Origin of the sequence: Collinsella sp. LCP19S3_F2 (genome assembly GCF_052121015.1) — a bacterium.
GTDB lineage: Bacteria > Actinomycetota > Coriobacteriia > Coriobacteriales > Coriobacteriaceae > Collinsella.
The window spans coordinates 76,355-102,018 of sequence record NZ_JBQKFA010000001.1; the positions used below are offsets into that span (position 1 = coordinate 76,355).

A 25,664-nucleotide genomic window follows, 5' to 3' on the forward strand; every position below is an offset into this window, starting at 1 on the left:
GGCTCGTAAACAATACGTGGTAGGGGCGGTGGGACTCGAACCCACAATCCTTGCGGCGAGAGATTTTAAGTCTCCTGCGTATGCCAATTCCGCCACGCCCCCGTAAGACTAGAAGTCTAGCACAAGCCGTCCGTTACGCGTTGACGGCCATCGAGTGTTGGCCCGACTTTTCGAGGAACTCTTGGAACTTTGCCTCGTCGCCCTTGTTTTGGTACTGCAGGGCCAGCAGGTACTCCAGTCGGCAGCGCTTGACCGGGTCGTTGCCGACATCCTCGAGCATGCGCTCCAGCTCGGGAATGTCGTTGTGGCGCTTGAGGATCATCGTGTCGTACATCAGCTGGCATTCGTGCGCGACTGCCTCGGCTTGGCCACCCTCAAAGCCCTTGATCTCGTGCAGCAGCTCCTTGGACTTTTTGCGGTCCTCCTGGCCAACGTAGTAGTTAAAGGCCTTGATCACCAGATCGACGCGCTGCATCTTGGGCAGGTTGAGCCCCAGCAGCAGGTCAAACATCTCGTCGGCGCGCTCGTGGTCCTCGCGCAGCAGATAGGAGTTCAGGCGCAGGTAGTCGCGGTTGTAGCGCGGGTACAGCATGCTGGTGAGTTTGCCGTCGAGCAAACGATCGAACTCGTCCCACTGTTTGGCGGCCATGAGCCGCTGCAGGCGTTTAAACGTGGTGCGTTTTTTGATGCTAAAGAGCAGCGACACGGCGATACAGATGACAACGACGACGGTCCAGAGTGTGCGGGAATCGGGCATATTGAGCTCCTCGGTCGCTCGTAAAACAAGCGGTATGACAAAACCTACTAGATGTATTATACGCAGCGTGCAAGCAAACTGGCACAAAAGTGCATCGAGGCCGAGCGCCATCGCTCGCTGCGGTACACTTACCTAAAGTAAACCATGAAGGGAGACATTACCTATGAAGAAGATCGTTTTGGCTTGCGGTGCTGGCGCTGCTACTTCCACGCTCGTTGCCCAGAAGGTCGCCACCATGCTCGACGCCAACGGTTACGCCGGCAAGTATGAGATCGTGCAGTGCGCCATTTCCGAGGCCAAAGACGCTTGCGACGAGGGCGCCGACCTGCTGATCGCCACCACCGTTGCCCCCGAGGGCCTCACCTGCCCGTACGTGAGCGGCGTGCCCTTTATGACCGGCATGAACCGCGTCGCTGCCGAGAAGGCCGTTCTCGACGTCATGGCTCAGTAGACGCTGCCTGTATGAACGAGCAGAACGCCAACCCGGTCGAGCTCTTTGGCATGCGCGTTGCCCATGTGGGCATTAACGCCACCGACCCGGCAGACGCTCTGGAGATCGCGGAGCTGTTCTCGACGATGATGGGCCTGCCCGTCAGCGAGACCCCGATTTCGTACTTTAATGACTCGCTGGTCGAGATCATGAAGCAGAACGGTCGTGGCGCCAAGGGCCACATAGGCTTTGCCGTCAACGACATCGATGCTGCCGAGAAGTGGTTTGCCGAGCACGGGCTCGAGGTCAACGAGGAGTCGCGCGTGCTGCTGCCCGACGGCGGCACCAAGCTTGTGTACTTTAAGCGCGAGTTCGCCGGCTTCGCCGTGCACCTGTGTCGCGAGTAGCGCGCAAGCTGCTATAACGAAAAAAGGGATAGGGCCGCATGGACCTATCCCTTTTTTATGCCGAGGGGGCGACCTTTTGAGGGGACATGAAATCGGGGTCTAATACTTTTCCCGAGAAGTGAACGAGCAGAATTGGACCCCCGAAGGATCGACACTTTGAGGGTACCGTTTCCTGCGGTTTTGATGCTGGAATCCTGCGACTTTCCCGTCGAAAAATGTGGATGCTTCAGGGGTCCAAATACGCTCGTTCACTTCTCTGGAAAAGTATTAGACCTCGATTCACGAGGGGGCTTCCTACCGTGGCAGGCGAATCGTAAAGCGGCTACCGACGCCCTCGACCGAGGTCACGCCAATGGCGCCGCCATGGCTATCGACAATCCACTTAGCAATGGCAAGCCCCAGGCCCGAGCCCTGCGCGCCGGCATCGCGTGCGTTGTCGGCGCGGTAGAACCGTTCAAACGCGTGAGCTGCGGACTCCTGGTTCATACCGATACCTTCGTCCTCAACACTTATGTCGATCGTGCCCGTGCCCGTATCGGGAGTTATGGCAAACGTGACGGTCGTTCCCGCGTTCGAATACTTGGCGGCGTTCTGCACGATCACGCGCAGAGCCTGCTTCACAAGCGCCACGTCGACAGGTGCGTCGCAGCGCGGATCGTTGGCAAATGCAGCGTCAAAAGCCAGCCGATACGTGTGCGCGGCGTCGATCATCTGCGATTCCTCGCACACCTCGCCGGCCAGTGCGGCCAGGTTGGTATGCGCACGCCGCAGGACCGTGCGCCCGGCATCGCCGCGTGCCAAAAACAGCAGCTGCTCCACGAGCTCCTGCATATGCTCGCTTTCGGCCTTGAGGGACGCGATGGATTCCGCCAGCACGTCCGGGTCGTCTTTGCCCCAGCGGTCGAGCATGTTTACGTAGCCCTGAATCACCGCGATGGGCGTGCGCAGCTCGTGGCTTGCATCGTTGACAAAGCGCATCTGCTGCAGCTTGGCCTCTTGCATCTGGCGCAGTAGCCGGTTGAGCGCGACCTCGATGCTTGCCAGGTCGGCGTCGCCGGTGGTGACGCTTGGCGAGTCGACGCTTGCACGCTCGATGGCCTGTTCCAGCGTTTCCATTTTGCCGCCGGAGAGTTGCATGCGGCCGAGTTCGTCCACGCGCAGGGCCAAGTCGTTGAGCGGTGCCATGGTGCGACGCACGTGCCTTGCGCCGCCGAGCATGTTGAGCACGCTGATGACCTGCCAACCCACAACGACAAGGTAGAGAGGCCATAGCGCGACGAGGTCCTGCGCGAGAGGGAAAGTCTTGGTGGTAGCAAGTTCGACGGTATAGGTGAGCGTTGTCAGGTCCCAGCCGCGCGCGGGCTTCAGCGACATGCCGTGAACGGCGGCGCTGGGGATCCATCCTGCGGTAAACGCACCGTCGGGCAGCGTCTGGTTGTATCCATAGACGAGGATCGCCGCCGCAATCACCATCAGCAGCAGATCGAGCCAGACGTAGCTCATCAGGCGGCGCCATATATAGCTCCAGTTGATGGCGCGGGCGATGGAGGTGACACGCTTGGCCTCGGCGTTACGCACGGCAGACATAGCCCACCCCGCGCACGGTCTGGATGATGCGGGCGCCGCCGGCGTCCTCGATCTTGGCACGCAGGTGCGCGATGTGCACGTCGACGTTGTTGGTGTCGCCCACGTATTCGTAGCCCAGCGCCTCGTGCGCGATGCGCTCGCGTGTGAGCACGGTTTCGGCATGTGCCATAAGCAGGGCGAGAACGTCGAACTCGCGGGCCGTGAGCGCGATGGGCGAGCCGCCGACCGTGACTTCGCGGCGGTCGGGGTCGAGCACGACCGAGCCCACGGTGAGCGCGGCGGGGGAGGGCGCGACGGAAGCCTTGGTCGACTCACTGACCGGGGACACCGCAGCGGCGTCGCCGCCCGCGCCGCCCGCCATGCCCGCCCCAGCGCCGGCGCCGCCAACACCCGAAGCCGCCCGCACGGCCTCCGCGCGCTTCAGCGCCACGCGAATCCGTGCGAACAGCTCCTCAATCGCAAACGGCTTGGTCAGGTAATCGTCGGCACCGGCATCGAGGCCGGCCACCTTGTCCATCACGGCATCGCGCGCGGTGACCATAATCACCGGCACATCCTTGTGCTTGCGGACACGCCGCAAGACCTCCATGCCGTTGAGCTGCGGCAACAGCACATCGAGCAGAATCAGATCGTAGTCGTGCTCCAGCGCCAGGTCCACGGCGGTGCGGCCGTCGGCGGCGTGCTCCACCTGGTAGCCCTCGTGCTCCAGCTCGAGCGTCACAAAGCGGGCGATTTTCTCCTCGTCCTCTACAATCAGGATCTGTGTCATGCGTGTCCCCGTCTGCGATTACTTGTCGTCGTTCAGGTTTTGCTTGATGTCGTCCGCGGCGTCAGCGGCGTGATTCATAAGGTTGTTGATGCTGCCGGGCACGTCGCCGTCGCTATCGATGCGGTAGCGCATGCCAAAGAACAGGCCAATCAGCATGAGCCATATCGTGGCGCCCCAGGCAAACAGGGCGACGATGGGGATCAGGATGGGGATGTTGAGGATGATGGCGTCGCGGCGCGTGGCGATAAACTTGGTGTCCAGGCTCAGGCGGAAGAGCTTTTTGAGGTACTCCCACACGCTGTCCATCTTCTTGGAAAAGTCAGTCTTTTCGCTCGACTTCTCGTAGGCTGCCTGCGCGGCGACCATCTCGGCCGAGGGTTCATCGGCCGGCTCGGATTCGGTGGCGGCGTGCGCCGATGTGGTCTGGGTCTTGCCTTGCGACTCGAGCCAAATGATGGCATCCAGAACGTTGCCGTCGGTGGCGTCGAGCGCGGCCTTGGCATCGGTGTAGCTCACGTTGCACTTGGTGCGGATGGTTTCAACTTTTTCGAGGTCGTCCATGACCTGTCCTTTCGTTCGATGGGCGCGACGTCGGGCGATCTGCCCGGGCGCGAGCGTTGCGCGGCGCCGCCCCGCCCTTGGTCGAACTTTATAGTGCAGGTTATAGATTAAGCGATTCTTGAGCCAAGATTAATGTTGGATGAGTTTTTGGGTGCTGTGGGGAAGGAAGAGGTGCCCTTCTGGGTAGCTAGCAGCGAGGTCTAATACTTTTCCCGAGAAGTGAACGAGCTAAAACGGACCCCCGAAGCATCGACACTTTAGAGGTGCCGTTTCCTGCGGTTTCGATGCTGAAATCCTGCGATTTTGCCGACGAAAAATGTGGATGCTTCAGGGGTCCAAAAACAGACGTTCACTTCGCGGAAAAGTATTAGACCTCGATAGCGGGGGATGGAGTGCCGGTGCAAAACGGCGTTAAGGGTTGGTCGAGCAGGCGGTTTCTCCATTGATGTCCGCACGGCATGTGACACTTACTCTGCCGCCCTGCTCTGCCGCGGCGGCATGTGCCCAAACAACGGCCCTCTAAGGAGTCCGATATTGATGAGTGATAACACCAAGCATCTCGCAAAGAAGTGCGTCAAGGACGCGGGGCCGTGCCTCGCGCTGTGCGTGGTCGGCGCAGCGGTCGCGCTGTTGGCTGTTCTGGGACCATTCGACGTGCTCCGAAGTGCCGGTTCTCTGCGCGTTTGCATGGCCCTTGCCGGCGCTATGATGACCGGCGGCGTGCTCGATCTGATTTTTTGGGTGCTTGATCCGTTTGGATGGAAGAACGAGGGGTAAGCCCTAAGGGATGGAAGGGCTGGAACGGTTGGCTTAGTGATCGTGCAGAATGCGGTCTAGCGACTTACAGAGAAGTGGTAATCCGATGACGGTCTATGTGACGGGCGATATTCACGGCGGCGTCGACATGCAAAAGCTGCGCGACTGGGATCTCGGGGATAGTCTGACGAGCGATGACTATCTGATTGTCGCGGGCGACTTTGGCTTTCCGTGGGATTTCTCTGCCGAGGAATGCATCGATATCGCCTGGCTGGAATCGCGTCCCTATACCGTGCTGTTCGTCGACGGCAATCACGAGCGTTTCGATCACTGGGCGGAGCGTCCCATGGAGCTGTGGCACGGTGGGCTAACGCAACGCCTGTCGGATACCTCTCCCATACGGCGCCTGACGCGCGGCGAGGTTTTTGAGCTCGACGGCTCAACGATCTTTACCATGGGCGGCGCCACGAGCGTGGATAAGGAATACCGCATTCCCTATTCCAGCTGGTGGCCACAGGAGCTGCCGGACGAGCGCAACTTTGAGGAGGCGCGGACAAAGCTCGACAGCGTGGGCTGGAAGGTTGACTACGTGGTCACCCATACCTGCTCTACGCGCATGCTTTCGCCCACGCTCTATCCTGCGCCCGGCTGGAATTACCCCGCCGTTGATCGGCTTACGGCATTTTTCGATGAGCTGGAAGACCGCTTGGATTACAAGCGTTGGTACTACGGGCATTTTCATCGGGATGCCAACCCTGCCGAGCGCCATACCGTGCTCTACGACTGCATCGTTCGCTTGGGCGACGAACTCCAGCCCTGGGACGTTGCGTAGGGGCGAGGTATTTGGCTACTCGGCCGTTACAGCGATGTTCTCGCGGTGCGCGCGGATGACATTCCAGCTAAAGTGCTCGACCAGCTGCTCGGCAGAGCGCGGCGTGGTGTCCGGCGCGATGCCCGTTTGCCCGGCGAGCCAGCCCAGCAGTGCCTCGGGCGTGCCAAAGCGGGCGCGTAGCTCGCCCAGGTCCAGGTCGCGGTCGCGCTTGGATAGACGGCGGCCGTCCGGCGACATGAGCAGCGGAATGTGCGCGTAGTGCGGCGTGGGAAGTCCCAGCAGATGTTGCAGGTAGATTTGGCGGGGCGTGGAGCCCAGCAGGTCGCATCCGCGCACGACCTCGGTGACGCCCATGGCAGCGTCGTCGACCACCACGGCTAGCTGGTAGGCAAAAACGCCGTCGCTGCGGCGCACCAAAAAGTCGCCGCACTCGGTGGCGAGTGCCTCGCATTGGGCGCCGTACGTACGGTCCACGAATTCGATCACGTCGCCGGCGAGGTCATCGACGGCGGGCACGCGCAGGCGCGTGGCGGGAGCGCGCAGGGCACTGCGGCGGGCAACCTCCTCGGCAGAAAGGCCTCGGCAGGCGCCGCGGTAGATGGGCGTGCCGTCGCTGGCATGCGGCGCGCTCGCGGCGTGGAGTTCGGCACGCGTGCAAAAGCAGGGATAGGTGAGGTCGGCGTCATTCAGCCGGCGCAAGGCGTCCTCGTACAAGTCCAGGCGATCGTGCTGGTAGTAGGGGCCTTCGTCCCACTCAAGCCCCAGCCAGGCCAGGTCGTCAATCAATTGGGCGGCAAGTTCCGGGCGCTTGCAGCGATCGTCCAGATCCTCAATGCGTAACACGATGCTGCCGCCTTGGCTGCGGGCCGAAAGCCACGAGCACAGGCAGCTGAACACGTTGCCCAGGTGCATGCGGCCCGAGGGCGACGGGGCAAAACGGCCTACGACAGGTACGGGAACGGAGGCGGGCGGCGTTGTTGGCGCGTTCGCGGCGGGCGTTGCTATGTTGCGTGCGTTGATATCCATGCGGACGAGTATAGCGCGGGGCGCGATGGGGAGGCGTCACTGTGGTCCGCAAGTTGTCGAGGCCCCGCATTGCGTATGGTGGGCCGCAGGCTCGGTGCTTTGATTCCTGTCGATCAACTCAGTACCTTAGACAACAGAAACCCCGGCAGCTCTTCGCAACTGCCGGGGTTTCCGCGGAAAAGGGGGACATGATCCTCGAGCGAACGGCAAAGGGGCAAACCAGTTTCGCTCAACTGCTTTATGCCCCTCGGCTGGCGGCTCAATCAGCGCGTGCCGCGCCCACACAAAGCTGCTACACCTGTGACGGAGCTGTGAAGTGGTATCTATTGCTGGCGCGGGCCATGCCAAGGGTGTCCCTCATGACTAGTCATTTAAGAACGTCCACAATGACTACCCAATGATTAGCTGCTGGCGGCAGGCATGACTTTCATCCCGTTTGGCGCTCCGGTCGCCTAGATGTTCGTCATGTGTACCCGCAAACGTGGGACAATGGCGCTGTTGGTTTTACAGACAAAGGATGTGCCTATGAACGCCCCCGTTGCCAATGCTTGTCGGCAGCGCTGCCTGCTTGCGCGATTTGCTTCCATTTGCGCACTCGTCGCGTGCGTGCTGCTGCTGTTGCCCGCCGTTGCACGTGCCGACGGGTATTCCATGACCCAAACCTATATCGGTGCCACGGTTGAGGCCGATGGATCGCTGACCGTTGTCGAGGGGCGCCAGTTTGATTTCGACGACGACATCAACGGCGTGTATTGGGATATCAATACGGGCACCAACCAGCAGGGTGGTACGGCGGGTGTCGACGTGCTGAGCGTCGAGGAAGATGATGCCGCGTTTAGCAGGGTTGACTATGCAAACAAAGGCGACAACGGCGTCTATACGGTTGAGCAGTCCGACGGCGGCGTAAAGATCAAGGTGTTCAGCCCCCACGAGAGTGGCGACAGCGCGATCTATTACGTGAGCTACACCATGACCGGTGCGGTTATGAACTGGTCCGATACCGCCGAGCTCTACTGGAAGTTTGTGGGCGACGGCTGGTCTGCGGACTCCGATGACGTCGAGATGGAAGTTTACTTCGCAAATGCCGCTGCCGGAACGGCGGCCGTCAAGGGCGATAACTTCCGTGCATGGGGCCACGGTCCGCTCACGGGCGACGTGTCGCTCGACGCGGACGAGCCCATGGTTACCTATACCATACCCTGCGTGCATCAGGGCGAATTCGCCGAGGCGCGCATCGCCTTCCCCAGCGATTGGGTGCCGCAGCTCGCCGCCTCGGGCAAGGAACGCATGTCGACAATTCTGAGCGAGGAGAAGGCGTGGGCCGAGGAGGCCAACGCCCGCCGCGCTCACGCCCGCATGATCGCCAATGCACTTGCCGTGGTTAGCGTTGTCGCGGCGGTGGCCTTTACCGGCACAATCGTCGTGCTCAAGTTGCGCAAGCGCAAGCCCAAACCGCTGTTCCAGGACGAATACTTCCGCGACGTGCCCTCGGCCGACCATCCCGCCGTGCTTTCGGCCCTCATGAGCTGGAACGAGGTGCCCGATCAGGCATATATCGCCACGCTCATGAAGCTCACCGACGATTGCGTGATCAAGTTAGAGGAGGCAATCGCGACCAAGGGCAAGAAGGGCCTGCTCCGTCGCGAAAAAGAGGAGCAGACGTATCGTGTGACGGTGAGCGATGCGGGCTGGAAGTCGGCCAAGGGCATTGACCGCATGGTGCTCAAGGTTTTCTTTGCCGGTGCTAAGCCCGACGAGAACGGCGATCGCTCGCGCACGTTTGACGAGCTGCAACACTATGTTAAGCAGCACGCTACGCCCGTGGGCGACAAGCTCAAGGACTATCAGAGCACCGTTAAGGGCAAACTGGCCGATAGCGAGTACGTTGCCTCGGACGGCATTGTCGCAATGGTGTTTTGCCTGGTTCTTGGTACTCTGATCGCCTTTGTTCCCGTGGGATCCATCTTCTTTACCGACGGCGCACAGGTGAACATTGTCGCCGCGGTTATCTCGGTGCCGATTGTGCTGGTGGGTATTGGCGTGGGCCTTACGTTCCGCCGCCTTACGCCGGAGGGCGCCGAGGTGGCGGCTCGCTGCAAGGCGCTCAAGCATTGGCTCGAGGACTTCACGCGTCTAAAGGAAGCCGTCCCCGGCGATCTGGTGCTGTGGAATAAACTTCTGGTGATGGGTGCGGCGCTGGGCGTTTCCAAGGAAGTTCTGCGTCAGCTTGCCGAGGCCGTGCCGCCCGAGGTGCGCGAGGCCGACGGCTTCTACGACAATTACCCCTGCTACTGGTGGTACTACCATCACTACGGAAACCAGTCTCCGCTCGATTCGTTCGATGGCGTGTATCACGAGAGCATCCGTGAGCTGGCTTCGAGTTCCGATAGCTCGAGCGGCGGCGGCGGTGGTGGCTTCTCGGGCGGCGGGGGCGGCGGCGTCGGCGGAGGCGGCGGCGGAACGTTCTAGCGGTCCTAAATTATGGGATGGGCTTTTCTCGGCAGCCGTCGGGGAAAGCCCATCCCCTTTTTATGCGCCAAAATGCGCCGATCTTTTACTTTTGCCCACCGCTATTTGCAGAATCCTCTATAGGGTGATGCCAGCGAGGGTTTCGGTGACTCTTTTGTTCAAGACTGTCCCCGGCGACTAGTCATTTAAGAACGTCCCCAACGACTAGGTGTGGTTGCTGCCAAGGAGTGTCCCGGGGTGCCGGCACAAAGGGGACGTCCCTAACTGCCGGTTTTAGGCTGTTAGGTCGAGTTCGTAGAGGAAGCTTTCGCGCGGCATGTCGTGGCGGCGCTCTTCGCGGCTGGCGTGGTGCGTGGCCGTGCGCTTAAAGCCGTGCAGCTCGTAGAACTTCCACGAGCAGTTGGAGTCGGTATACAGGTGCGCTCTCGACGCTCCGCGCGAGGACAGGTGCGAGACCGCGGCATCGAGCAGAACCGAGCCAACGCCCAGGCCGTGGACATCGCGATCCACGGCAAGCAACGTGACCTCGTTGTCATGCGGCAGCGGGCTGCTCTCGAGCAGGCGGTTGTTGGTCCGAATGGTGGCGCGCACAAACGAGAGATACTCGGCACAGGCATCGGGCTCCAGCTCACGCATCTGCGACAGCAATGCGCGTTCGGTATCCATCCAATGCTCCTTAACGGTGGCGCCGCTGCTTTGCCCCGCACGTGCGAGTGCAATGCCGCGCGCCTGGCCGTCGATTACGGCGACCTGCGAAAACGTCGAGGAAGAAAGGCAATAGGCGAGGTCGCACGCGGCCTCAAGGCGGTTGTACTCTTCGTTATCCGAATTGTTATGCCAAAGCTGCTGCAAGATCAGCGCGATGGCGTCGAAGTCTTCGGTATCAAACGGTCGGTAGAGAACCCGCGAGACCATAGTGCCTCTTTCTATTGCGGATGCATGTCGAGCACAGTTCTACCATGCCATTGGCATCTAATTATGGTGCCCCTGTGTTCCATCAACTCACCGTGCCCAGTGGCGCTCCTGCAACCCCCGCTCGCAAGCTTTTTCTGCACATGCGCCCGTTACGGGGTGCATCGATGCGCTCGATGCGCTACATTGAATCAGTATTTTCAATGCCGCTGCGCGAGCGCTGCAGATCGACGTATCACCGACTCACAGAGCACGGCGGCGTACCAGACAGGAGGACTGCATGGGATCTGATGTGAAGATCGCACGCGCGTTGATCTCGGTTACCGATAAGACGGGCGTCGTCGATTTCGCACGGACGCTGGTTGACGACTTTGGCGTCGAGATCATCTCTACGGGCGGCACGGCTCGTGCCATCGAGGACGCGGGCGTTCCCGTAACCCCCATCGAGGAGTTTACGGGCTATCCCGAGATGATGGACGGCCGCGTCAAGACGCTGCACCCCAAGGTTCACGGCGCGCTGCTGGCTCGCCGCGATTCCGAGCAGCACATGCAGGAGGCAGCTCAGCACGGCATTAAGCTGATCGACCTGGTCGTCGTCAACCTGTACGAGTTCGAGAAGACCGTCGCCAACCCCGAGGTCACCTTCGCGGATGCCATCGAGCACATCGATATCGGTGGCCCCTCCATGCTTCGCTCTGCCGCCAAGAACGCCGCGAGCGTTACCGTCATCTCCGACCCGGCCGACTATGATGCCGTCCTGGCCGAGATGCGCGAGACTGGTGGCTGCACCACGCTTTCCACCCGTCGTCGCCTGCAGGTGAAGGTCTACCAGACCACCGCCGCCTACGACACGGCTATCTCCCGTTGGCTTGCTGCCCAGGCAAGCGACGTGGCGGACACCTCTGCCAAACTCGAGGTCTCGCTGGAGAAGGTCGACGACCTGCGCTATGGCGAGAATCCTCAGCAGAAGGCTACGGTCTACCGCTTTGCCGATGGCTGCGAGAACTCCGCGAGCTCGCAGTTCCCGCTCGTGGGCTCCGAGCAGATTCAGGGCAAGCCGCTCAGCTACAACAACTATTTGGACGCCGATGCCGCTTGGAACCTGGTTCGCGAGTTCGACGAGCCTGCCTGCGTGATCCTCAAGCATCAGAACCCCTGCGGCTCCGCCGTTGCCGAGGACATCACGGCTGCCTACGACCGCGCCTTTGCCTGCGATCCCAAGAGCGCTTTCGGCGGCATCATCGCCTGCAACCGCGAGGTTCCCTTTGAGCTGGTTGAGCACTTTGCCGATCAGAACAAGCAGTTCGTCGAGGTCATCATCGCCCCGAGCTACACCGCCGAGGCGCTCGAGCGCATGGCCAAGCGCCCCAACCTGCGCGTGCTGGCTACCGGCGGCGTGGACCACGGCGCCAAGGTGGAGCTGCGCTCCATCGACGGCGGCATGCTGGTGCAGGAGGTCGACCACGTGATCGAGGATCCCGCGACCTTTACGTTCCCCACCGACCGCAAGCCCACCGATGCCGAGATGGCCGAGCTTGAGTTTGCCTGGAAGGTCTGCAAGGGCGTCAAGTCCAACGCCATCCTGGTCTCCAAGGGTAAGGCCGGCATTGGCATGGGCCCGGGCCAGCCCAACCGCGTTGACTCCGCACTGCTTGCCTGCGAGCGCGCCGAGGACTTCTGCGAGCGCGAGGGCGTGGAGAAGGGCGGCTTTGCCTGCGCAAGCGACGCGTTCTTCCCGTTCCGCGACAACGTCGACGTGCTTGCTGAGCACGGCGTGACCTGCATCATCCAGCCCGGCGGCTCCAAGCGCGACGACGAGAGCATCCAGGCCTGCAACGAGCATGGCATCGCAATGGTCTTCACGGGCGCCCGCCACTTCCGCCACTAATGATCGTTACGCGGTTTTACCAAACCGCGTAACTGCTCGACGCTGTGCCGGCCCCAAGCACCTCATCTCGCCGCTCAAACCGTCGCTCGCGTACAGAAGTACGCGTCGCTCCTCTTTCGCGGCGACCTGAGGCACTTGGGTCCGGCTCGCTGGCTTATGCTCCACCAGCGGTATTGGCTCGCCCCGAACTAAAGCTATCTATTGCCGCCTGTGCCGGTTGGTGCAGGCGGCTTTTTTGGGTATAACGGTGCGGTGTATGTTTTTGAGAAAGGTTGGATATGGCCGTTGTGGATGATGCCGAGCTGTTTGGCAATGCCGAGGACCAGCGTGCGTACGAGGACTTTTGCGCCAATCAGGAGGCGGTCGAGAAGTTTACGCTCGACAAGCCCGCGCTTGTCTGCCGTTGGCGCATGTCCAACAAAAAGGTGCCCATGCTCAACCGTCACATTCGTGCGCTGTCCGAGCGCCTGGTGCAGGGCGAGCCGCTCACCCATAACATGCTCAGCTGGGCCAAGCAGCACGTTGAGTGGTCGCTTGCCGAGGGCGATTACACCGCGCGCGACGGCGTGCTCATGCTGGTGATCGACGTTAACGGCAATGCCGCCATGACGGTGGGGGAGTACGAGCCGCTGGCCGATACTTCGGCCAAGGCGCTTCGTGCCCGCTCCGCCGAGGCCCGCTCCGAGGCCGACGAAACCGGCGTGGCACCCGAGCTGCTCGCCGCCGTCAACAACGGCGAGCTGGCCTTTGTGGCACCGGCGGACGAGTGCCTGTGTGGCACGGCGACGCTTATCGAGCAGCTGGCCCAGACCAAGGGCATCCCGGTCACGCGCGTGGACATTCCCGCGCAGCTCAAGGGCGCGCTGTTCCTGGTGAGTGACGAGCACGGCGTGGTCCCTGCCGCCGAGACGGACGCCGTCGAGTCCGACGCCGCTACGGTTGCCTTCTTTGCCGAAGGCTACGAAAAGCTCCGTGCCCACCGCTAAATGATTTTCCTGGGACGGGGATTTAATAATCATTTGATCCTCGCTCCCGTTGCGAGCGAGGGGCGAGCCAAACGCTTTCGTTCGCGAACAGTTCTGTCACCTTGGTGCCTCGCGAGGCACGCACCTGCGGCTCCGCGGTCATAATGGGGCAAGACAACCAAGAGGGGAGCGGAATCCATGGCGCTGATCTATGTCGTTGAGGACGACGAGCGCATTCGTCGTGAGCTTGTCGACATCCTTGCCCGCGCCGGGTTTGAAATCGAGGCCTGCGAATCGTTTGAGCATGTCTCGCGCGATATCCTTGCCGCCGCGCCCGACCTGGTGTTGCTCGACCTCACGCTTCCCGTCAAGGACGGCCAACATATCTGCCACGAGGTTCGCCGCGAATCCGAGGTTCCTATCATCGTCCTCACGTCGCGCACGACCGAGATCGACGAGGTCATGGCCATGACGCTTGGCGCGGACGACTTTGTTCCCAAGCCTTACAGCGCCCGTGTGCTCGTGGCGCACATCAATGCGTTGCTGCGCCGCACCGCGGTGGCGGGCGATCGCAGCACGCTCGTCCACAAGGGGCTGGAGCTCGACCTCGCCCGCTCCATGGTCACCAATACGGCAACCGGCGACAGTACCGAGCTCACCAAAAACGAGCTGCGTATCCTCTCGCTGCTCTTGGGCCGCGCGGGCAAGATTGTCTCGCGCTCGGCTATCATGCAGGACCTGTGGGACTCCGACGCCTTCGTGGACGACAATACGCTCACCGTCAATATCAACCGCCTGCGCACCACGCTTGAAAAAATCGGCATCAAGGGGTATTTGACGACGCATCGCGGCCAAGGCTATTCGGTCTAGGGGCCGGTTATGTCGTTTGCCAAGTTCTTTAAAGATGCACTGCTTCCCGTTGCCGTGTGGACCTGCGGCGTGCTGCTGAGCTGTTTTGTACTGACGGTCGCCGGCGCCCCGGCATCCATCGTGGTCGTGGCGGTCGGTGTGTCCTTTATCTTTGGCATGCTGGGCATCGTGATCGAGTACGTGCGCCGTCGTCGTTTTCTGTGCCAGCTGGAGCGCGCGGCAGAGGAGCTGGGGAGCCCCGCATGGGTGCAGGAGATGGTGCAATGCCCGACCTATGCCGAGGGCGAGCTCGAATATGAGGTCTTGCGCCGGGTGGGCAAAGCCGCTTGCGACGAGGTGGCGGAAGGCCGGCGCCAGACCGATGACTACCGCGACTATATCGAGAGCTGGGTCCACGAGGCCAAGCTGCCCCTGGCGGCGGCTCATCTGATTTTGGAAAACCTGCACGGCAGCGAAGACGACCTGTCGCGCGTGGATGACCTGGGTCGCGAGCTGGCTCGCGTGGAGCGCTATATCGATCAGGCGCTGTACTATGCGCGCTCGGAAGTCGTAGAGCGCGACTACCTAATTCGCCGCTGGGGTCTCAAGAGCTTGGTGACGGGCGCGATTAAAGCCAACGCGCGCGAGCTCATTGCGGCGCACGTGGCTCCGGTGTGCGAGAACCTCGACTTTGAGGTGTTCACCGACGAGAAATGGCTCGAGTTTATTCTGGGCCAGCTCATTCAGAACAGCATTAAATATGCGCGTGAGGACGGCGCGAAGATTGTGTTTTCGGGTGCGTTGCTGGACGAGGGCCTGGCAAGCGAGCGCATCGAGCTTACCGTCGCGGACAACGGCTGCGGCGTGAGCGCGGCTGACCTGCCGCGCGTGTTCGAGAAGGGCTTTACCGGCGATAACGGCCGCACCACCAAGCGCGCAACGGGCATCGGCCTCTACCTGGTGGCGCGCCTGTGTTCCAAGATGGGCATCGACGTTGCCGCGGCATCGGAGCCGGGCGAAGGCTTTGTCGTAACATTCGCTTTCTCGACCAACAAGTTTCAATACTTCGAGTAACGCACGCGGCAGACGTCCGCCCAAACAAAAACGTGCCACCCCGAACAAAACGTGCCGCCCCGTTTGGGGCGGCACGCCATTTTTCCATCAGCCAACTCGTTGAAGTAAGGCTGCGAAGGCCGCGGGGCCGGGAGGGGTTTCCTAAGGGCACATCCCGCAGCCGCAACGCGGCGAGGACGTGCCCTTAGGAAACCCCGCAGGTCCCGCGGCCGGTGGGAGCAACGCTACTTCACGACCAGAATGTCGCAGTCGGTGTTGCGCAGCAGGAATGTCGAAATCGAACCCAGGAGCGCATACTTGATCGAGGAAAGGCCACGAGCGCCGCAGAGCACCAGATCGGGCTTGACCACGTCGAGCATCTCGTCCTTGAGCGTCTCGCGAATACGGCCGGCGCGAATCATGACTTCGACCTCGGGAATGTTGGGATTAGCCTTGGCCTCTTCGAGCTGCTTGGCAATGGAGTTCTTAAAGGCCTCCTCCAGGCCGTTGACCAGATCGACCGGATAGGAACCGGCGCTCTCGAGCGCCGTGGAATCGATGACGTGACCGATGATCAGCTTGGCGCCATTGTTTGCGGCGACCTTGATAGCGCGTGTGAGCACAAAATCCTGCTGCTCAGTACCGTCGAGTGAAACAAATACCTTGGTATAGCCCTCGTTCATGGTTTCCTCCTTGGTCTATCGCACGGGCGCGGGGCTCGTGCATCGGACGACGTGTTGGCCGCCGGACACTTTAGCTTGTTGCAGTTATACCCAAGGATTTCGGTTTGACCGCTCGCAATTCTGTGAACGGGCGAGATTTTTGGTAAGGGTGGGCGCGGCCGCGGCCGAACGGTTGATAATGGGACATCGCCCGCAACCGTCCGCAGAACAACTATCGGCGGGTGACAAACGAGGGGGTCCCTTTGGATATCATCGAGCTTCTAAAATCTGCCTTCATGGGCCTGGTCGAGGGCATCACCGAATGGCTGCCCGTTTCGTCGACGGGCCACATGATCTTGGTGGACGAGTTCGTCAAGATGAATGTGAGCGAGACATTCTGGAATATGTTCCTGGTCGTGATTCAGCTTGGCGCCATTTTGGCCGTTTGCGTTCTGTTCTTCTACGACTTAAATCCGTTCTCGCCCAGCAAGGGCAAGGAGGGTCGTCGCGACACCTGGGTGCTGTGGGGCAAGATTGTGCTTGGCTGTATTCCCGCCGCGGCGATCGGTCTGCCGCTCAACGACTGGATGGAGGAGCATTTCTATAACGCTCCCGTCGTGGCGCTGGCGCTCATCGTGTACGGCGTGTTGTTTATCGTGATTGAGAACTGGCGTGCAAGTAAGCGCGAGAACGCCGCTCTTGCCGATTCGTTTGGTTCGCGTGCTGTGGTGGCGGGCGGGCGTCCCGCCGGTGCACACTTCGCGGCGCCTGCGGCGGATATTGCCGAAGACAATGACAATGACGAGGATTTGGATTTTGGATCCATCGCCACGCTCGAGGACCTGAGCTGGAAGACCGCATTGGGTATCGGTTGCTTCCAGGTGCTTTCGTTGATTCCGGGCACATCACGTTCCGGCTCCACCATCATCGGCGGCCTGCTGCTGGGCTGCACGCGCTCGGTGGCGTCCAAGTTCACGTTTTTCCTGGCCATTCCCGTTATGTTTGGCGCGAGCGCGCTCAAGCTGGTCAAGTACTTCGTTAAGGGCGGTACGTTTGGCACCAACGAGATTGCCATTCTGGGCGTGGGCTGCGTCGTGGCCTTTGTGGTTTCGCTTATTGCCATCAAGTGGCTCATGGGCTTCGTTCGCCGTCACGACTTTAAGTGCTTTGGCGTCTACCGCATTATTCTGGGCATCGTGGTGCTCGCGTACTTCTTTGTTCTGGAGCCTATGCTCGGTCTGTAACTTGGTTGACGCTGCGCGGCGGCCAGAGCGCGGCGCACGGAGTCGTGGTGTGATTTGCATCGGTGTCCGTGCGGCTCGGTATACTGGTACGGCTCAAACTATGGCGTCGCCCGCAGGCGCGCCGTCCGTCAGATGAGGAGTCGCCCATGACCCAGCCCTTGCCCTGGGAAAAGAACGCCGCGGTACCCGTGCCGCCCGCGCCGGAACCCGTGCCGCTCGATGCATATATCGCCCCCGCTGCGCCGGAGCCCGAGCTCGTTCCGCTCGACATCTACGACGCTCCCGCGCCGGCACCCAAGCCCGTCAAGCCGCTCGTCGACATTGACAGCCTTAATCCTGCCCAGCGCGAGGCCGTCCTGACCACCGAGGGCCCGTTGCTGGTCCTCGCCGGCGCAGGCTCGGGCAAGACCCGCGTCCTGACCTTCCGCATCGCGCATATGCTCGGCGACCTGGGTGTTAAGCCTTGGCAGGTTCTTGCCATCACGTTTACCAACAAAGCCGCGGCCGAGATGCGCGAGCGTCTGACGGCGCTCATTCCCAGTGGTACCCGCGGCATGTGGGTGTGCACCTTCCACGCCATGTGCGTGCGCATGCTGCGCGAGGACGCCGACCTGCTGGGTTACACCGGTCAGTTCACCATCTACGATGACGATGACTCAAAGCGCATGGTGCGTGACATTATGCAGGCGCTCGGCATCGAGCAAAAGCAGTTCCCCATCAACATGATTCGCAGCAAGATCAGTTCGGCCAAAAATGCCATGATCGGCCCCGAGGACATGCTCAAATCCGCCGATAGCCCCAACGACAAAAAGGCCGCGCAGGTCTACCTGGAGCTGGAGCGCCGCCTGCGTGCCGCCAACGCGATGGACTTCGACGATTTGCTCGTGCGCACACTCGAACTGCTGCGCACCCGCCCCGAGGTGCTCGACAAGTACCAGGAGCGCTTCCGCTACATTAGCGTCGACGAGTATCAGGACACCAACCACGTCCAGTACGAAATCGCCAACCTTCTGGCCGCCAAGTACCAAAACCTCATGGTTGTGGGCGACGATGACCAGTCCATTTACAGCTGGCGTGGCGCCGACATCACCAACATCTTGGACTTTGAGCAGGACTTTAAAAACTGCAAGACCGTTAAGCTCGAGCAGAACTACCGCTCTACGGGCCATATCCTAAACGCCGCCAACGCCGTGGTACGCCACAACTCGCAGCGCAAGGACAAGCGCCTGTTTACGGCCGAGGGCGATGGCGAGAAGATTCAGGCCTTCCAGGCGAGCGACGAGCGCGACGAGGGCCGCTGGATTGCCGGTGAGATCGAGAAACTGCATGCCAAAGGCACGAGTTACGACGACATCGCCGTGTTTTATCGCACCAACGCCCAGTCGCGTATTCTCGAAGATATGTTTCTGCGCGCGGGCGTGCCCTACAAGATCGTGGGCGGCACTCGATTCTTCGACCGTGCCGAGATTCGCGACGTCATGGCCTACCTCAAGATGATCGTGAACCCGGCCGACGAGATGAGCGTCAAGCGCGTCATCAACACACCGCGCCGCGGCATTGGCTCCACCTCAATCCAAAAGATCGAGCAGCTGGCACGCGACAACCGTTGCTCGTTCTTCCAGGCTTGCGAGATCGCGTGCGCCGAAACCGGCATGTTTAGTGCCAAGGTGCGCAACGGCCTGTCGAGCTTTGTCTCACTGGTGCGCGAGGGCCGCCGCATGGACGGCGAGCTCAAGGACGTTGTCGAGATGATCGTCGATAAGACGGGCCTGCTGCAGGCGTTTCGCGCCGAGGGCACCATGGAATCTGAGAGCCGCGCCGAGAACATCCAGGAATTTCTGGGCGTTGCGGCGGAATTTGAGGAGACGCACGAGGATATCGAGGGTACGCTCGAGAGCCTAGAAGAGCTGCGGGCAGCCGGTGTTGCCGATGTGCCTGCCGGCGCCGAGCCCGAGCCCGTCGTGGTGAGCGTGTCTGCGCCCGAACCGGGGCCATCTGCCCCGGCATCCTCGTTTGAGGCGCTCGTCGGCGCCCGTGACGCCGCGGGCTCCAATCCGCTCGATGGCTTGGCCGCTCCGGCGCTGTCTCCGCAGGATGCCCTGGCCGCCGCCATCGCAGGCAACGCGTATGCCGCGCCGACGGAGCTGCCGGCGGGTGCCGTGCATGCCGGCGAGATCGAGCGTACCTACGGTCCGCTCACCTGTAAGGCGCTGCCGGCACTCATGGAATGGCTGGCCTTGCGCTCCGACTTGGATTCCCTGGCCGGCGAGACGCATGCCATTACCATGATGACCATCCACTCCGCCAAGGGCCTGGAGTTTCCGGCGGTGTTCGTGGCCGGCATGGAGGAGGGTATCTTTCCGCACGTGCACGACTTTGGCGGCAGCGATGATCCGGGCAAGCTCGAGGAGGAGCGTCGCCTGGCCTACGTCGCCATCACGCGTGCCCGCAAGCGCCTGTTCTTGACCTATGCGGCCACGCGTCGCACCTACGGTTCGACCTCCGCCAACCCGCGTTCGCGCTTTCTCAACGAGATTCCGTTTGAGGATATCGAGTTTAGCGGTATCGGTTCTGCCGGTTTTGAGGGCACGGGCTGGGAGAAGCGCGGCGACCGTCGCGGCACCTTTGGCTCGGGCATGGGTTCGGATATGTATGGCGGCAAGGTGTTTGGTTCGCATACGCGCTCGTCCGGCGGTTCCGGTTCGCGCGGCGGATCGAGCTTCGACGATTTCTTTGGCGGCAGCAGCTACGGGACCGAGCGCCATCGTGGGGTCTCGCCCGACGCCGGTCGCGTTGCCTCGACCTTTGGCTCGGGCGCACCGCGAGCCAAAAAGCCGTCGTCCAAGGTGTCCCCAACAGTGGAGCGCAAGGTCGATCGCGCCAGCGCGTCGCAGGACTTTGCCGCGGGCGATACCGTGAGTCATAAGACCTTTGGCACGGGTACCGTGATCTCGGTCGCTGGAGACATGATCGAGGTCCAATTCGAAAAGACCGGCCAGACCAAAAAGCTGATGAAGGGCTTTGCTCCGATCGTCAAGCTGTCGTAATCCCGGCGGACCCGGGCGGGCGTATGGGGCAACATCGCCTGCTCGGGCAGTCCTGCGCAAGACGGAGGCCACATTAAGTGGCCTCCTTTGCGTGCGGAACTCGCGATCGATGTTGCCCCATACGCCCGCCCAGGTCCTCGGGTAACGTTGCTGGACGAGCGTTGCTCTGCTCGTTCGCTTTTTGATCTGGAGAGCCGGGTGGGCTGATAGATAGATACGAGTAGGGGCTCTTCCGTACATGGTCGGGAGAGCCCCTTATTACGTTTCGGATTGTTTCTTATGACTTTGGGGATTGAGCGTTTTATACGATTCAGTATAATTTTAGATAGATACTAAAATGTAACTGAAATGAAAATGGTGAGTGGACATGCTGCTAAATTGTCTCCCTAAAAGACTCTTCTCTTTAGAGCTCGCCATCGATTCAGAGCCAGTTGAGATGCAGATTCCTCGCATGTATCTTGAGCGGTATTCGCTTCGCTTGGCACGGCTTGGCATGTCTGAGCAGGGCCGTTTTATTGTTGCGGAACCAAAAGAACCGCCCAGTGTCATTTCGGCGCGAAATCTCGTCAATGCAGTGCGCAAGATAGATGCTCGTCCGGTAGCAATTTGCTGGGATGCTATGGATTTAGGTTTTATGCACGCGCTTTCTTCGGAGGGGATCGCATATATCCGAGATGAGCGAAATGCGTTTCTGCCGTTTATCGGAGCCGTTATTTCCGGTGAGGTGCTGGGTGCTTCTCCCGCTGCTCCGCTTTCGCCCCAATCTCAACGAATCGTCCTAAATCTCATAGCGGGACGATGGGTTGACTGCTCCGCCGGCGACCTGGCGCGTCTGTGTGGCAAAAGCGCGGCAAGCGTCAGCGGCTATCTTTCGGAAATCGCCGCTATAGCTCCTGGGTTGATTATGCGGGACGGCAAAAAGCGTATATTGTGCGATGCCGGGTTGTCGACCGAGACGCTGCTGGATGGGTTTGAGGACTATCTTCGCACACCAGTTTTAGAGCGAATCCGGCTCAAGAAGGTCATCGAGAGAACAGAGCTACGTGCCGTTGATGCGCTGCTTTCCGGTGTGTCTGCCCTTAGCTATATGTCCGACCTTGCTCATAAAGACTCTGCTCCAACCATTGCTCTCGAAAAGAATCAGCTAGAGGACCTAAAAGAGCACATGGGTGACAGATGGCTGGAGGCCCAGTGGTACGAACCGGCTGCTGCCGAGATTGAGGTCTGGTCGTATCCCGTGGACGAGCCGTCCGATGTTAGTTTTGACACGACAGGTTTGCAATGTGTCGACCCGTTTTCCCTATACGTTGCTTGCGCAAGAGCAGATTACAAAGAAGATCGTCTGCTCGATGCGGTCGAACAGCTCAGGAGGACGATATGTCAAAAGTGAGGGGAATAGAGCGATTTGCCGATGCCATGAGCGGCTGCAAAGGTGGTTACGTCCTTATTGGTGGAGGGGCCTGCAGCGTTCTATTTGACAGCGAAGGTGATTCATTCAGGGCTACCGAAGACTTGGATGTCGTCGTAATTGCTGATGGGGAAGGCGTTGAATTTGCCACTGCATTGTGGGCATTTATCAAAGCAGCTGGATACGAGATTGGAAAGGTCGGCGATGGAAAGTGCACTTACTATCGGTTCTGCTTGCCCAAAGGATCGAAGCGGGCCCTAGACTATCCCGGTCAAATTGAGCTATTTGCCCGACATCCTGATTTTGTGCTCGAAGATGAAACGGGCGAAGTGGCACCTCTTTCCTTTGACGGGGCCGTAGCAAGTCTCTCGGCAATTATCCTCGACGATGGCTACTACGAATTTATTCGCGACAACGCAACGAGCGTAGAAGGCATTACGTTGCTCGATGCACTCCATATCATTCCCCTCAAGATGCGTGCGCACATTGATATCAACAGAAGTTATGAAGAGGGACGTCGTTGCAACAACATTGATCGGCGGAAGCACCGTTCGGATGTTGCTCGACTTGCTGACTTGTTGTCGCCTTCGGCGCGTTTGGAGCTAACGGGGCAAATGAGGGTTGATGCGGAGGATTTTCTTACGGACTTTGCTTCGTATGTAAATCGGCAGACCAACCGTAAGGAAAGGGCGCGGCTTCAGGACACGTTATCGTTTCTCGAAAAGGTCTACCTATAGGCACCTTGAGTCGTTATGTATAGCAGGGGCTCCTCCGTTGATGAACGGAAGAGCCCCTTGTTGCTTTTTGATTGTCGTTACTAGCCAGAGGCTCGCCGGGATGGGGCGCGGGATTTGGTCGATCGCGAGTTCCGCACGAGCCGGAGAGCACTTAATGTGCTCTCCGTGCGAGCAGGACTGTCCGAGCAGGCGACCAAACCCCGCGCCCCATCCCGGCGAGCGCTCGGGGACCGGTAACTTACAGGTGCGAGACGATCAGTTCCATCTGGCCTTCGAGGTCAATGGAGCTGACGGTGCTGGGTGCCAGCAGATGGCTTCCCTTGTGGACGGGGTCGCCGCAGACGGTGCCTTCGCCGTCGATGACCGACAGGCACATGAAGGGCCAGCGCTGCTCCAAGGTCTTGCTGCCGTCGACGCGCACGCGATCGACGGTGTAGCAGGAGTTAGACTCGAGCTCGGTCACGCCGTTCACCTCGGGTGCGGCCACCGTGCCGTCGGTCGGAGCCTGAGCATCAAAGTCGATGCAGTCGAGGCTCTGCTCAATGTGCAGCGGACGCAGCTTGCCGTCGGTGCCGGGACGGTCGTAGTCGTACAGGCGATATGTCACGTCGCTTGACTGCTGCGTCTCCAAAATGAGCGTGCCGGTCTTGATGGCATGCACGGTACCGGAATCAATCTGGAAAAAGTCGCCCTTGTGGATCGGCAGCGCGTTGAGCATGTCGTCCCAGCGGCCGTCCTCGATCATCTGCGCGGCCTCGGCGCGGTCATGCGCGCGCTGGCCGACGATGATTGTGGCGCCGGGCTCGCAGTCCAGCACATACCAGCACTCGGTTTTGCCCAGGCTGCCGTTCTCGTGCTTGGCAGCGTACTCGTCGTTGGGATGAATCTGGATCGAAAGGTCGTCCTTGGCGTCCAGAATCTTAATGAGCAGCGGGAACTCCTTGCCCTCGCACCTGCCAAAGAGCTCGCGGTGCTCGGCCCACAGCCACGACAGCGTGTGGCCGGCATACGGGCCCTCCACAATCTGGCAGTCGCCGTTGGGGTGGGCCGAGATGGCCCAACACTCACCGATGGGTCCATCGGGAATGTCGTAGCCAAATACGGTTTCGAGCTGGCGGCCGCCCCAGATTTTCTCGTGGAAGATCGGCGTCAGTTTAATCAAATCGGACATATTCATACCCCATTGTGTTGCGCGGGCGTTGCACAAACAGCTCAAAACGAGCGCCCGCATGACTACAAAAACCTATGCCAACGTTACGTTGTGCAACTCAAAGCGGTCGCCAACGTTGCGCGAGACCGAATACTCAAAGGCCGCGCCGCTGTCCAAAAAGCCAATCTGGTTGAGCTCGAGCAGGGGAGAGCCAGGTTTGGTGTCCAGGCGCTCGGCTTCTTCCTCGGTTGCTGCCACGGCGCGAATGGTACGGTGGAAGCTCGAGATCTTCAGCCCACATTGCTCGCGGATAAAGCGGTAGACCGATCCGTACAGGTCCTTCTTTTTAAGGCCCGGAATCAGCTCGAGGGGCATGTAGGTGTACTCGATAACGATGGGCTTCTCATCGGCCTGACGCACGCGCACGATGTGATAGGCAAAGTCATCCTCGGCAATTCCCAGCTGGGCTGCGATGTCCGCTGGTGGATTAACAATCGAGAAATCGTAGACCACCGAGGTCACCTTCTCCCCGCGGTGCTCATACGAAAAGCCCTGGGCACGGTCGTTTTTGCCCTGGAAAAACGCCTGGCCGGGAAGCCCCGCCGTGTCCTTAACGTAGGTACCCGATCCACGACGGCTGGTAACAAGACCTTCCTCGGTGATTTGCTCGATAGCTCGTTTGACGGTGATTTTGGAAACGCTATAGAGCTCGCAGAACTCAACGACGGTGGGAAGCTTGTCGCCTGGTTTAAGAGCGCCATCCTCAATACTTCGACGAATATCTGCAGCTATCGCCTCGTATTTGGGAATCATGGGACCTCCTTTCCAACTTTATTGAGTATAAAAGAAAGTATACTCAACACCTAAGTATCCCTATTGAGTCATTGAAAAGTTCGATAGATATATTACTAAAAGTCGCTTTGCGCTAAAAATAAAAGCGCTCTAAATAAATATACATTCGAATAATGTCGTGTTGAGAAATCTAATCGGTCCGAGGACGGGGCCGAACCGATTTAGCACCCAGCGAACCGAATCCTGTATTCTGCATTTCCCCAGATAAAACCTACCAAAACAAACCTGTCCCTTTTTGGTAGGTTTTTGCCTTGGGAGCGGTACCATACAGACAATGTTTAAACGAGAAAGGCGGGCCCCTATGGAACCTAAGCAGTACTACATCGGCATCGACGTCGGCGGCACTTCGGTTAAGGAGGGCCTGTTCGACGGGGATGGCAACCTGCTTGCCAAGGTCAGCGTGCCCACGCCTCCCATCGTTGACGCTGCGGGCTTTGCCGCGGTGACCGAGGCTATCGACCAGGTGGTCGCCAAGGCACAGATTCCGCGCGCCTTTGTGGCGGGCATTGGCCTTGCTGTTCCGTGCCCCATTCCGGCAGCGGGCGATGCCAAGGTCAAGGCCAACATTGCCATTAACCTGCCCGAGTTGAAGATCGCCATTCAGGAGCACTGCCCCGATGCGGTCGTTAAGTACGAGAACGATGCCAACGCCGCTGCCATGGGCGAGGCTTGGCTCGGTTCTGCCAAGGACGTGCAGAATGTGGTGATGGTCACCATCGGTACCGGCGTGGGCGGCGGCGTTATCGTCAACGGCGATGTGGTGTCGGGTGTTGTGGGCGCCGGCGGCGAGATTGGCCATATGTGCCTGAATCCGGCTGAGGAGCGTACTTGCGGCTGCGGCGGCCATGGCCACCTGGAGCAGTATTCCAGCGCCACCGGCGTGGTGAGCAACTACCTTGCCGAGTGCAAGAAGGCGGGCGTCGAGCCCATCGAGCTCACCGGCCCCTCCGATTCCAAGGACGTGTTCCAAGCCTGCCGCGAGGGTGATAAGCTCGCGCTGGCCGCGGCCGATACCATGGCCGACTATCTCGGCCGCGCCCTGGCGCTTATTGCCAACGTGGTCGATCCCGAGATGTTCCTGATCGGCGGCGGCGCCTCCGCCTCGGCCGATGTCTACCTCGATAAGGTTTGCGAGTACTTCCAGCGCTACGCGCTTTCCGCCTCGCGCGAGACGCCCATTAAGGTTGCCTCGCTCGGAAACGACGCCGGCATCATCGGTTCTGCCTACGTAGCCCTGCGCGCTGCCGGTAAATAGCTGGTGCAAGGGGGCCAGGTTACTTTGCACCAACATGGTGCAAAAGGG

General features: G+C 60.3%; 23 protein-coding genes and 1 tRNA gene. 14 read left to right on the forward strand and 10 right to left on the reverse strand.

Going from position 1 to position 25,664, the window contains the following annotated elements; translation table 11 throughout:
• Positions 1 to 17 precede the first annotated feature (17 nt).
• Positions 18 to 102: transfer RNA gene (locus tag ACTQX9_RS00360), tRNA-Leu, on the reverse strand.
• 31 nt (positions 103 to 133) lie between these two features.
• The gene (locus ACTQX9_RS00365) at positions 134 to 757 is read right to left on the reverse strand and encodes a hypothetical protein (RefSeq protein WP_427718884.1); all 624 of its coding nucleotides are present in this window, start codon (positions 755 to 757) and stop codon (positions 134 to 136) included.
• Between the two features lie 163 nt (positions 758 to 920).
• On the opposite strand from ACTQX9_RS00365, the gene ACTQX9_RS00370 reads away from it, so the two are divergent.
• Complete coding sequence (locus tag ACTQX9_RS00370; RefSeq protein ID WP_055252380.1) at positions 921 to 1,208, forward strand: PTS sugar transporter subunit IIB; 288 nt, start codon at positions 921 to 923, stop codon at positions 1,206 to 1,208.
• 11 nt (positions 1,209 to 1,219) lie between these two features.
• A complete protein-coding gene (locus ACTQX9_RS00375; protein WP_427718886.1) occupies positions 1,220 to 1,594 on the forward strand; it encodes a VOC family protein in 375 nt (124 codons plus the stop codon).
• A 294-nt stretch (positions 1,595 to 1,888) separates the two neighbouring features.
• On the opposite strand, the gene ACTQX9_RS00380 is transcribed toward ACTQX9_RS00375, so the two are convergent.
• The 3 genes from ACTQX9_RS00380 to ACTQX9_RS00390 are packed head-to-tail and all read right to left on the reverse strand — an operon-like array spanning position 1,889 to position 4,511.
• A complete protein-coding gene (locus ACTQX9_RS00380; protein ID WP_441540192.1) occupies positions 1,889 to 3,181 on the reverse strand; it encodes a sensor histidine kinase in 1,293 nt (430 codons plus the stop codon).
• Complete coding sequence (locus ACTQX9_RS00385; protein ID WP_441540193.1) at positions 3,165 to 3,950, reverse strand: response regulator transcription factor; 786 nt, start codon at positions 3,948 to 3,950, stop codon at positions 3,165 to 3,167. The genes ACTQX9_RS00380 and ACTQX9_RS00385 overlap by 17 nt, the downstream gene beginning before the upstream one ends.
• 18 nt (positions 3,951 to 3,968) lie before the next feature.
• Positions 3,969 to 4,511, reverse strand: coding sequence for a DUF4342 domain-containing protein (locus ACTQX9_RS00390; RefSeq protein WP_441540194.1), 543 nt, complete (start codon positions 4,509 to 4,511; stop codon positions 3,969 to 3,971).
• 537 nt (positions 4,512 to 5,048) lie between these two features.
• Here ACTQX9_RS00390 and ACTQX9_RS00395 point away from each other — a divergent pair.
• Positions 5,049 to 5,288 (forward strand): hypothetical protein, encoded by a 240-nt coding sequence (locus tag ACTQX9_RS00395; protein ID WP_427748078.1) that lies wholly within the window; start codon positions 5,049 to 5,051, stop codon positions 5,286 to 5,288.
• An 85-nt stretch (positions 5,289 to 5,373) separates the two neighbouring features.
• Complete coding sequence (locus ACTQX9_RS00400) at positions 5,374 to 6,099, forward strand: metallophosphoesterase (RefSeq protein WP_441540195.1); 726 nt, start codon at positions 5,374 to 5,376, stop codon at positions 6,097 to 6,099.
• A gap of 15 nt (positions 6,100 to 6,114) precedes the next feature.
• On the opposite strand, the gene gluQRS is transcribed toward ACTQX9_RS00400, so the two are convergent.
• A complete protein-coding gene (gene gluQRS, locus ACTQX9_RS00405; protein ID WP_441540196.1) occupies positions 6,115 to 7,125 on the reverse strand; it encodes a tRNA glutamyl-Q(34) synthetase GluQRS in 1,011 nt (336 codons plus the stop codon).
• 525 nt (positions 7,126 to 7,650) lie between these two features.
• On the opposite strand from gluQRS, the gene ACTQX9_RS00410 reads away from it, so the two are divergent.
• Positions 7,651 to 9,594 carry a DUF2207 family protein gene (locus ACTQX9_RS00410; RefSeq protein ID WP_441540197.1) on the forward strand — a complete coding sequence of 648 codons (1,944 nt, stop codon included), beginning with the start codon at positions 7,651 to 7,653 and terminating at the stop codon, positions 9,592 to 9,594.
• Between the two features lie 273 nt (positions 9,595 to 9,867).
• On the opposite strand, the gene ACTQX9_RS00415 is transcribed toward ACTQX9_RS00410, so the two are convergent.
• Positions 9,868 to 10,509, reverse strand: a complete 642-nt coding sequence (locus ACTQX9_RS00415) for a GNAT family N-acetyltransferase (RefSeq protein WP_441016056.1) — start codon at positions 10,507 to 10,509, stop codon at positions 9,868 to 9,870.
• Between the two features lie 277 nt (positions 10,510 to 10,786).
• On the opposite strand from ACTQX9_RS00415, the gene purH reads away from it, so the two are divergent.
• From purH to ACTQX9_RS00435, 4 genes are all read left to right on the forward strand, one after another.
• Positions 10,787 to 12,394 (forward strand): bifunctional phosphoribosylaminoimidazolecarboxamide formyltransferase/IMP cyclohydrolase, encoded by a 1,608-nt coding sequence (gene purH / locus ACTQX9_RS00420; protein ID WP_427794233.1) that lies wholly within the window; start codon positions 10,787 to 10,789, stop codon positions 12,392 to 12,394.
• A 278-nt stretch (positions 12,395 to 12,672) separates the two neighbouring features.
• Positions 12,673 to 13,380 carry a hypothetical protein gene (locus ACTQX9_RS00425; RefSeq protein ID WP_441537190.1) on the forward strand — a complete coding sequence of 236 codons (708 nt, stop codon included), beginning with the start codon at positions 12,673 to 12,675 and terminating at the stop codon, positions 13,378 to 13,380.
• Positions 13,381 to 13,557: 177 nt separating this feature from the next.
• A complete protein-coding gene (locus ACTQX9_RS00430; protein ID WP_441540198.1) occupies positions 13,558 to 14,229 on the forward strand; it encodes a response regulator transcription factor in 672 nt (223 codons plus the stop codon).
• A 9-nt stretch (positions 14,230 to 14,238) separates the two neighbouring features.
• Positions 14,239 to 15,282, forward strand: a complete 1,044-nt coding sequence (locus ACTQX9_RS00435; protein WP_441540199.1) for a sensor histidine kinase — start codon at positions 14,239 to 14,241, stop codon at positions 15,280 to 15,282.
• 224 nt (positions 15,283 to 15,506) lie between these two features.
• Here the strand turns inward: ACTQX9_RS00435 and ACTQX9_RS00440 are convergent, their stop codons facing one another.
• Positions 15,507 to 15,944, reverse strand: coding sequence for a universal stress protein (locus tag ACTQX9_RS00440; protein ID WP_154515052.1), 438 nt, complete (start codon positions 15,942 to 15,944; stop codon positions 15,507 to 15,509).
• Between the two features lie 242 nt (positions 15,945 to 16,186).
• On the opposite strand from ACTQX9_RS00440, the gene ACTQX9_RS00445 reads away from it, so the two are divergent.
• The 4 genes from ACTQX9_RS00445 to ACTQX9_RS00460 all read left to right on the forward strand — a co-directional run bounded on the left by ACTQX9_RS00445 (position 16,187) and on the right by ACTQX9_RS00460 (position 22,359).
• Positions 16,187 to 17,167 (forward strand): undecaprenyl-diphosphate phosphatase, encoded by a 981-nt coding sequence (locus ACTQX9_RS00445; protein ID WP_441016070.1) that lies wholly within the window; start codon positions 16,187 to 16,189, stop codon positions 17,165 to 17,167.
• A 146-nt stretch (positions 17,168 to 17,313) separates the two neighbouring features.
• On the forward strand, positions 17,314 to 20,214 hold the full coding sequence (locus ACTQX9_RS00450) for an ATP-dependent helicase (RefSeq protein ID WP_441540200.1): 2,901 nt from the start codon (positions 17,314 to 17,316) through the stop codon (positions 20,212 to 20,214).
• 361 nt (positions 20,215 to 20,575) lie between these two features.
• Positions 20,576 to 21,604 (forward strand): hypothetical protein, encoded by a 1,029-nt coding sequence (locus ACTQX9_RS00455; protein WP_441540201.1) that lies wholly within the window; start codon positions 20,576 to 20,578, stop codon positions 21,602 to 21,604.
• Positions 21,592 to 22,359 (forward strand): hypothetical protein, encoded by a 768-nt coding sequence (locus tag ACTQX9_RS00460; RefSeq protein ID WP_441540202.1) that lies wholly within the window; start codon positions 21,592 to 21,594, stop codon positions 22,357 to 22,359. The genes ACTQX9_RS00455 and ACTQX9_RS00460 overlap by 13 nt, the downstream gene beginning before the upstream one ends.
• A gap of 238 nt (positions 22,360 to 22,597) precedes the next feature.
• On the opposite strand, the gene ACTQX9_RS00465 is transcribed toward ACTQX9_RS00460, so the two are convergent.
• On the reverse strand, positions 22,598 to 23,530 hold the full coding sequence (locus ACTQX9_RS00465) for a type I phosphomannose isomerase catalytic subunit (protein ID WP_441540203.1): 933 nt from the start codon (positions 23,528 to 23,530) through the stop codon (positions 22,598 to 22,600).
• A gap of 72 nt (positions 23,531 to 23,602) precedes the next feature.
• A complete protein-coding gene (locus ACTQX9_RS00470) occupies positions 23,603 to 24,322 on the reverse strand; it encodes a GntR family transcriptional regulator (protein WP_441016079.1) in 720 nt (239 codons plus the stop codon).
• 340 nt (positions 24,323 to 24,662) lie between these two features.
• On the opposite strand from ACTQX9_RS00470, the gene ACTQX9_RS00475 reads away from it, so the two are divergent.
• On the forward strand, positions 24,663 to 25,616 hold the full coding sequence (locus tag ACTQX9_RS00475; RefSeq protein WP_441540204.1) for an ROK family protein: 954 nt from the start codon (positions 24,663 to 24,665) through the stop codon (positions 25,614 to 25,616).
• Positions 25,617 to 25,664 lie beyond the last annotated feature (48 nt).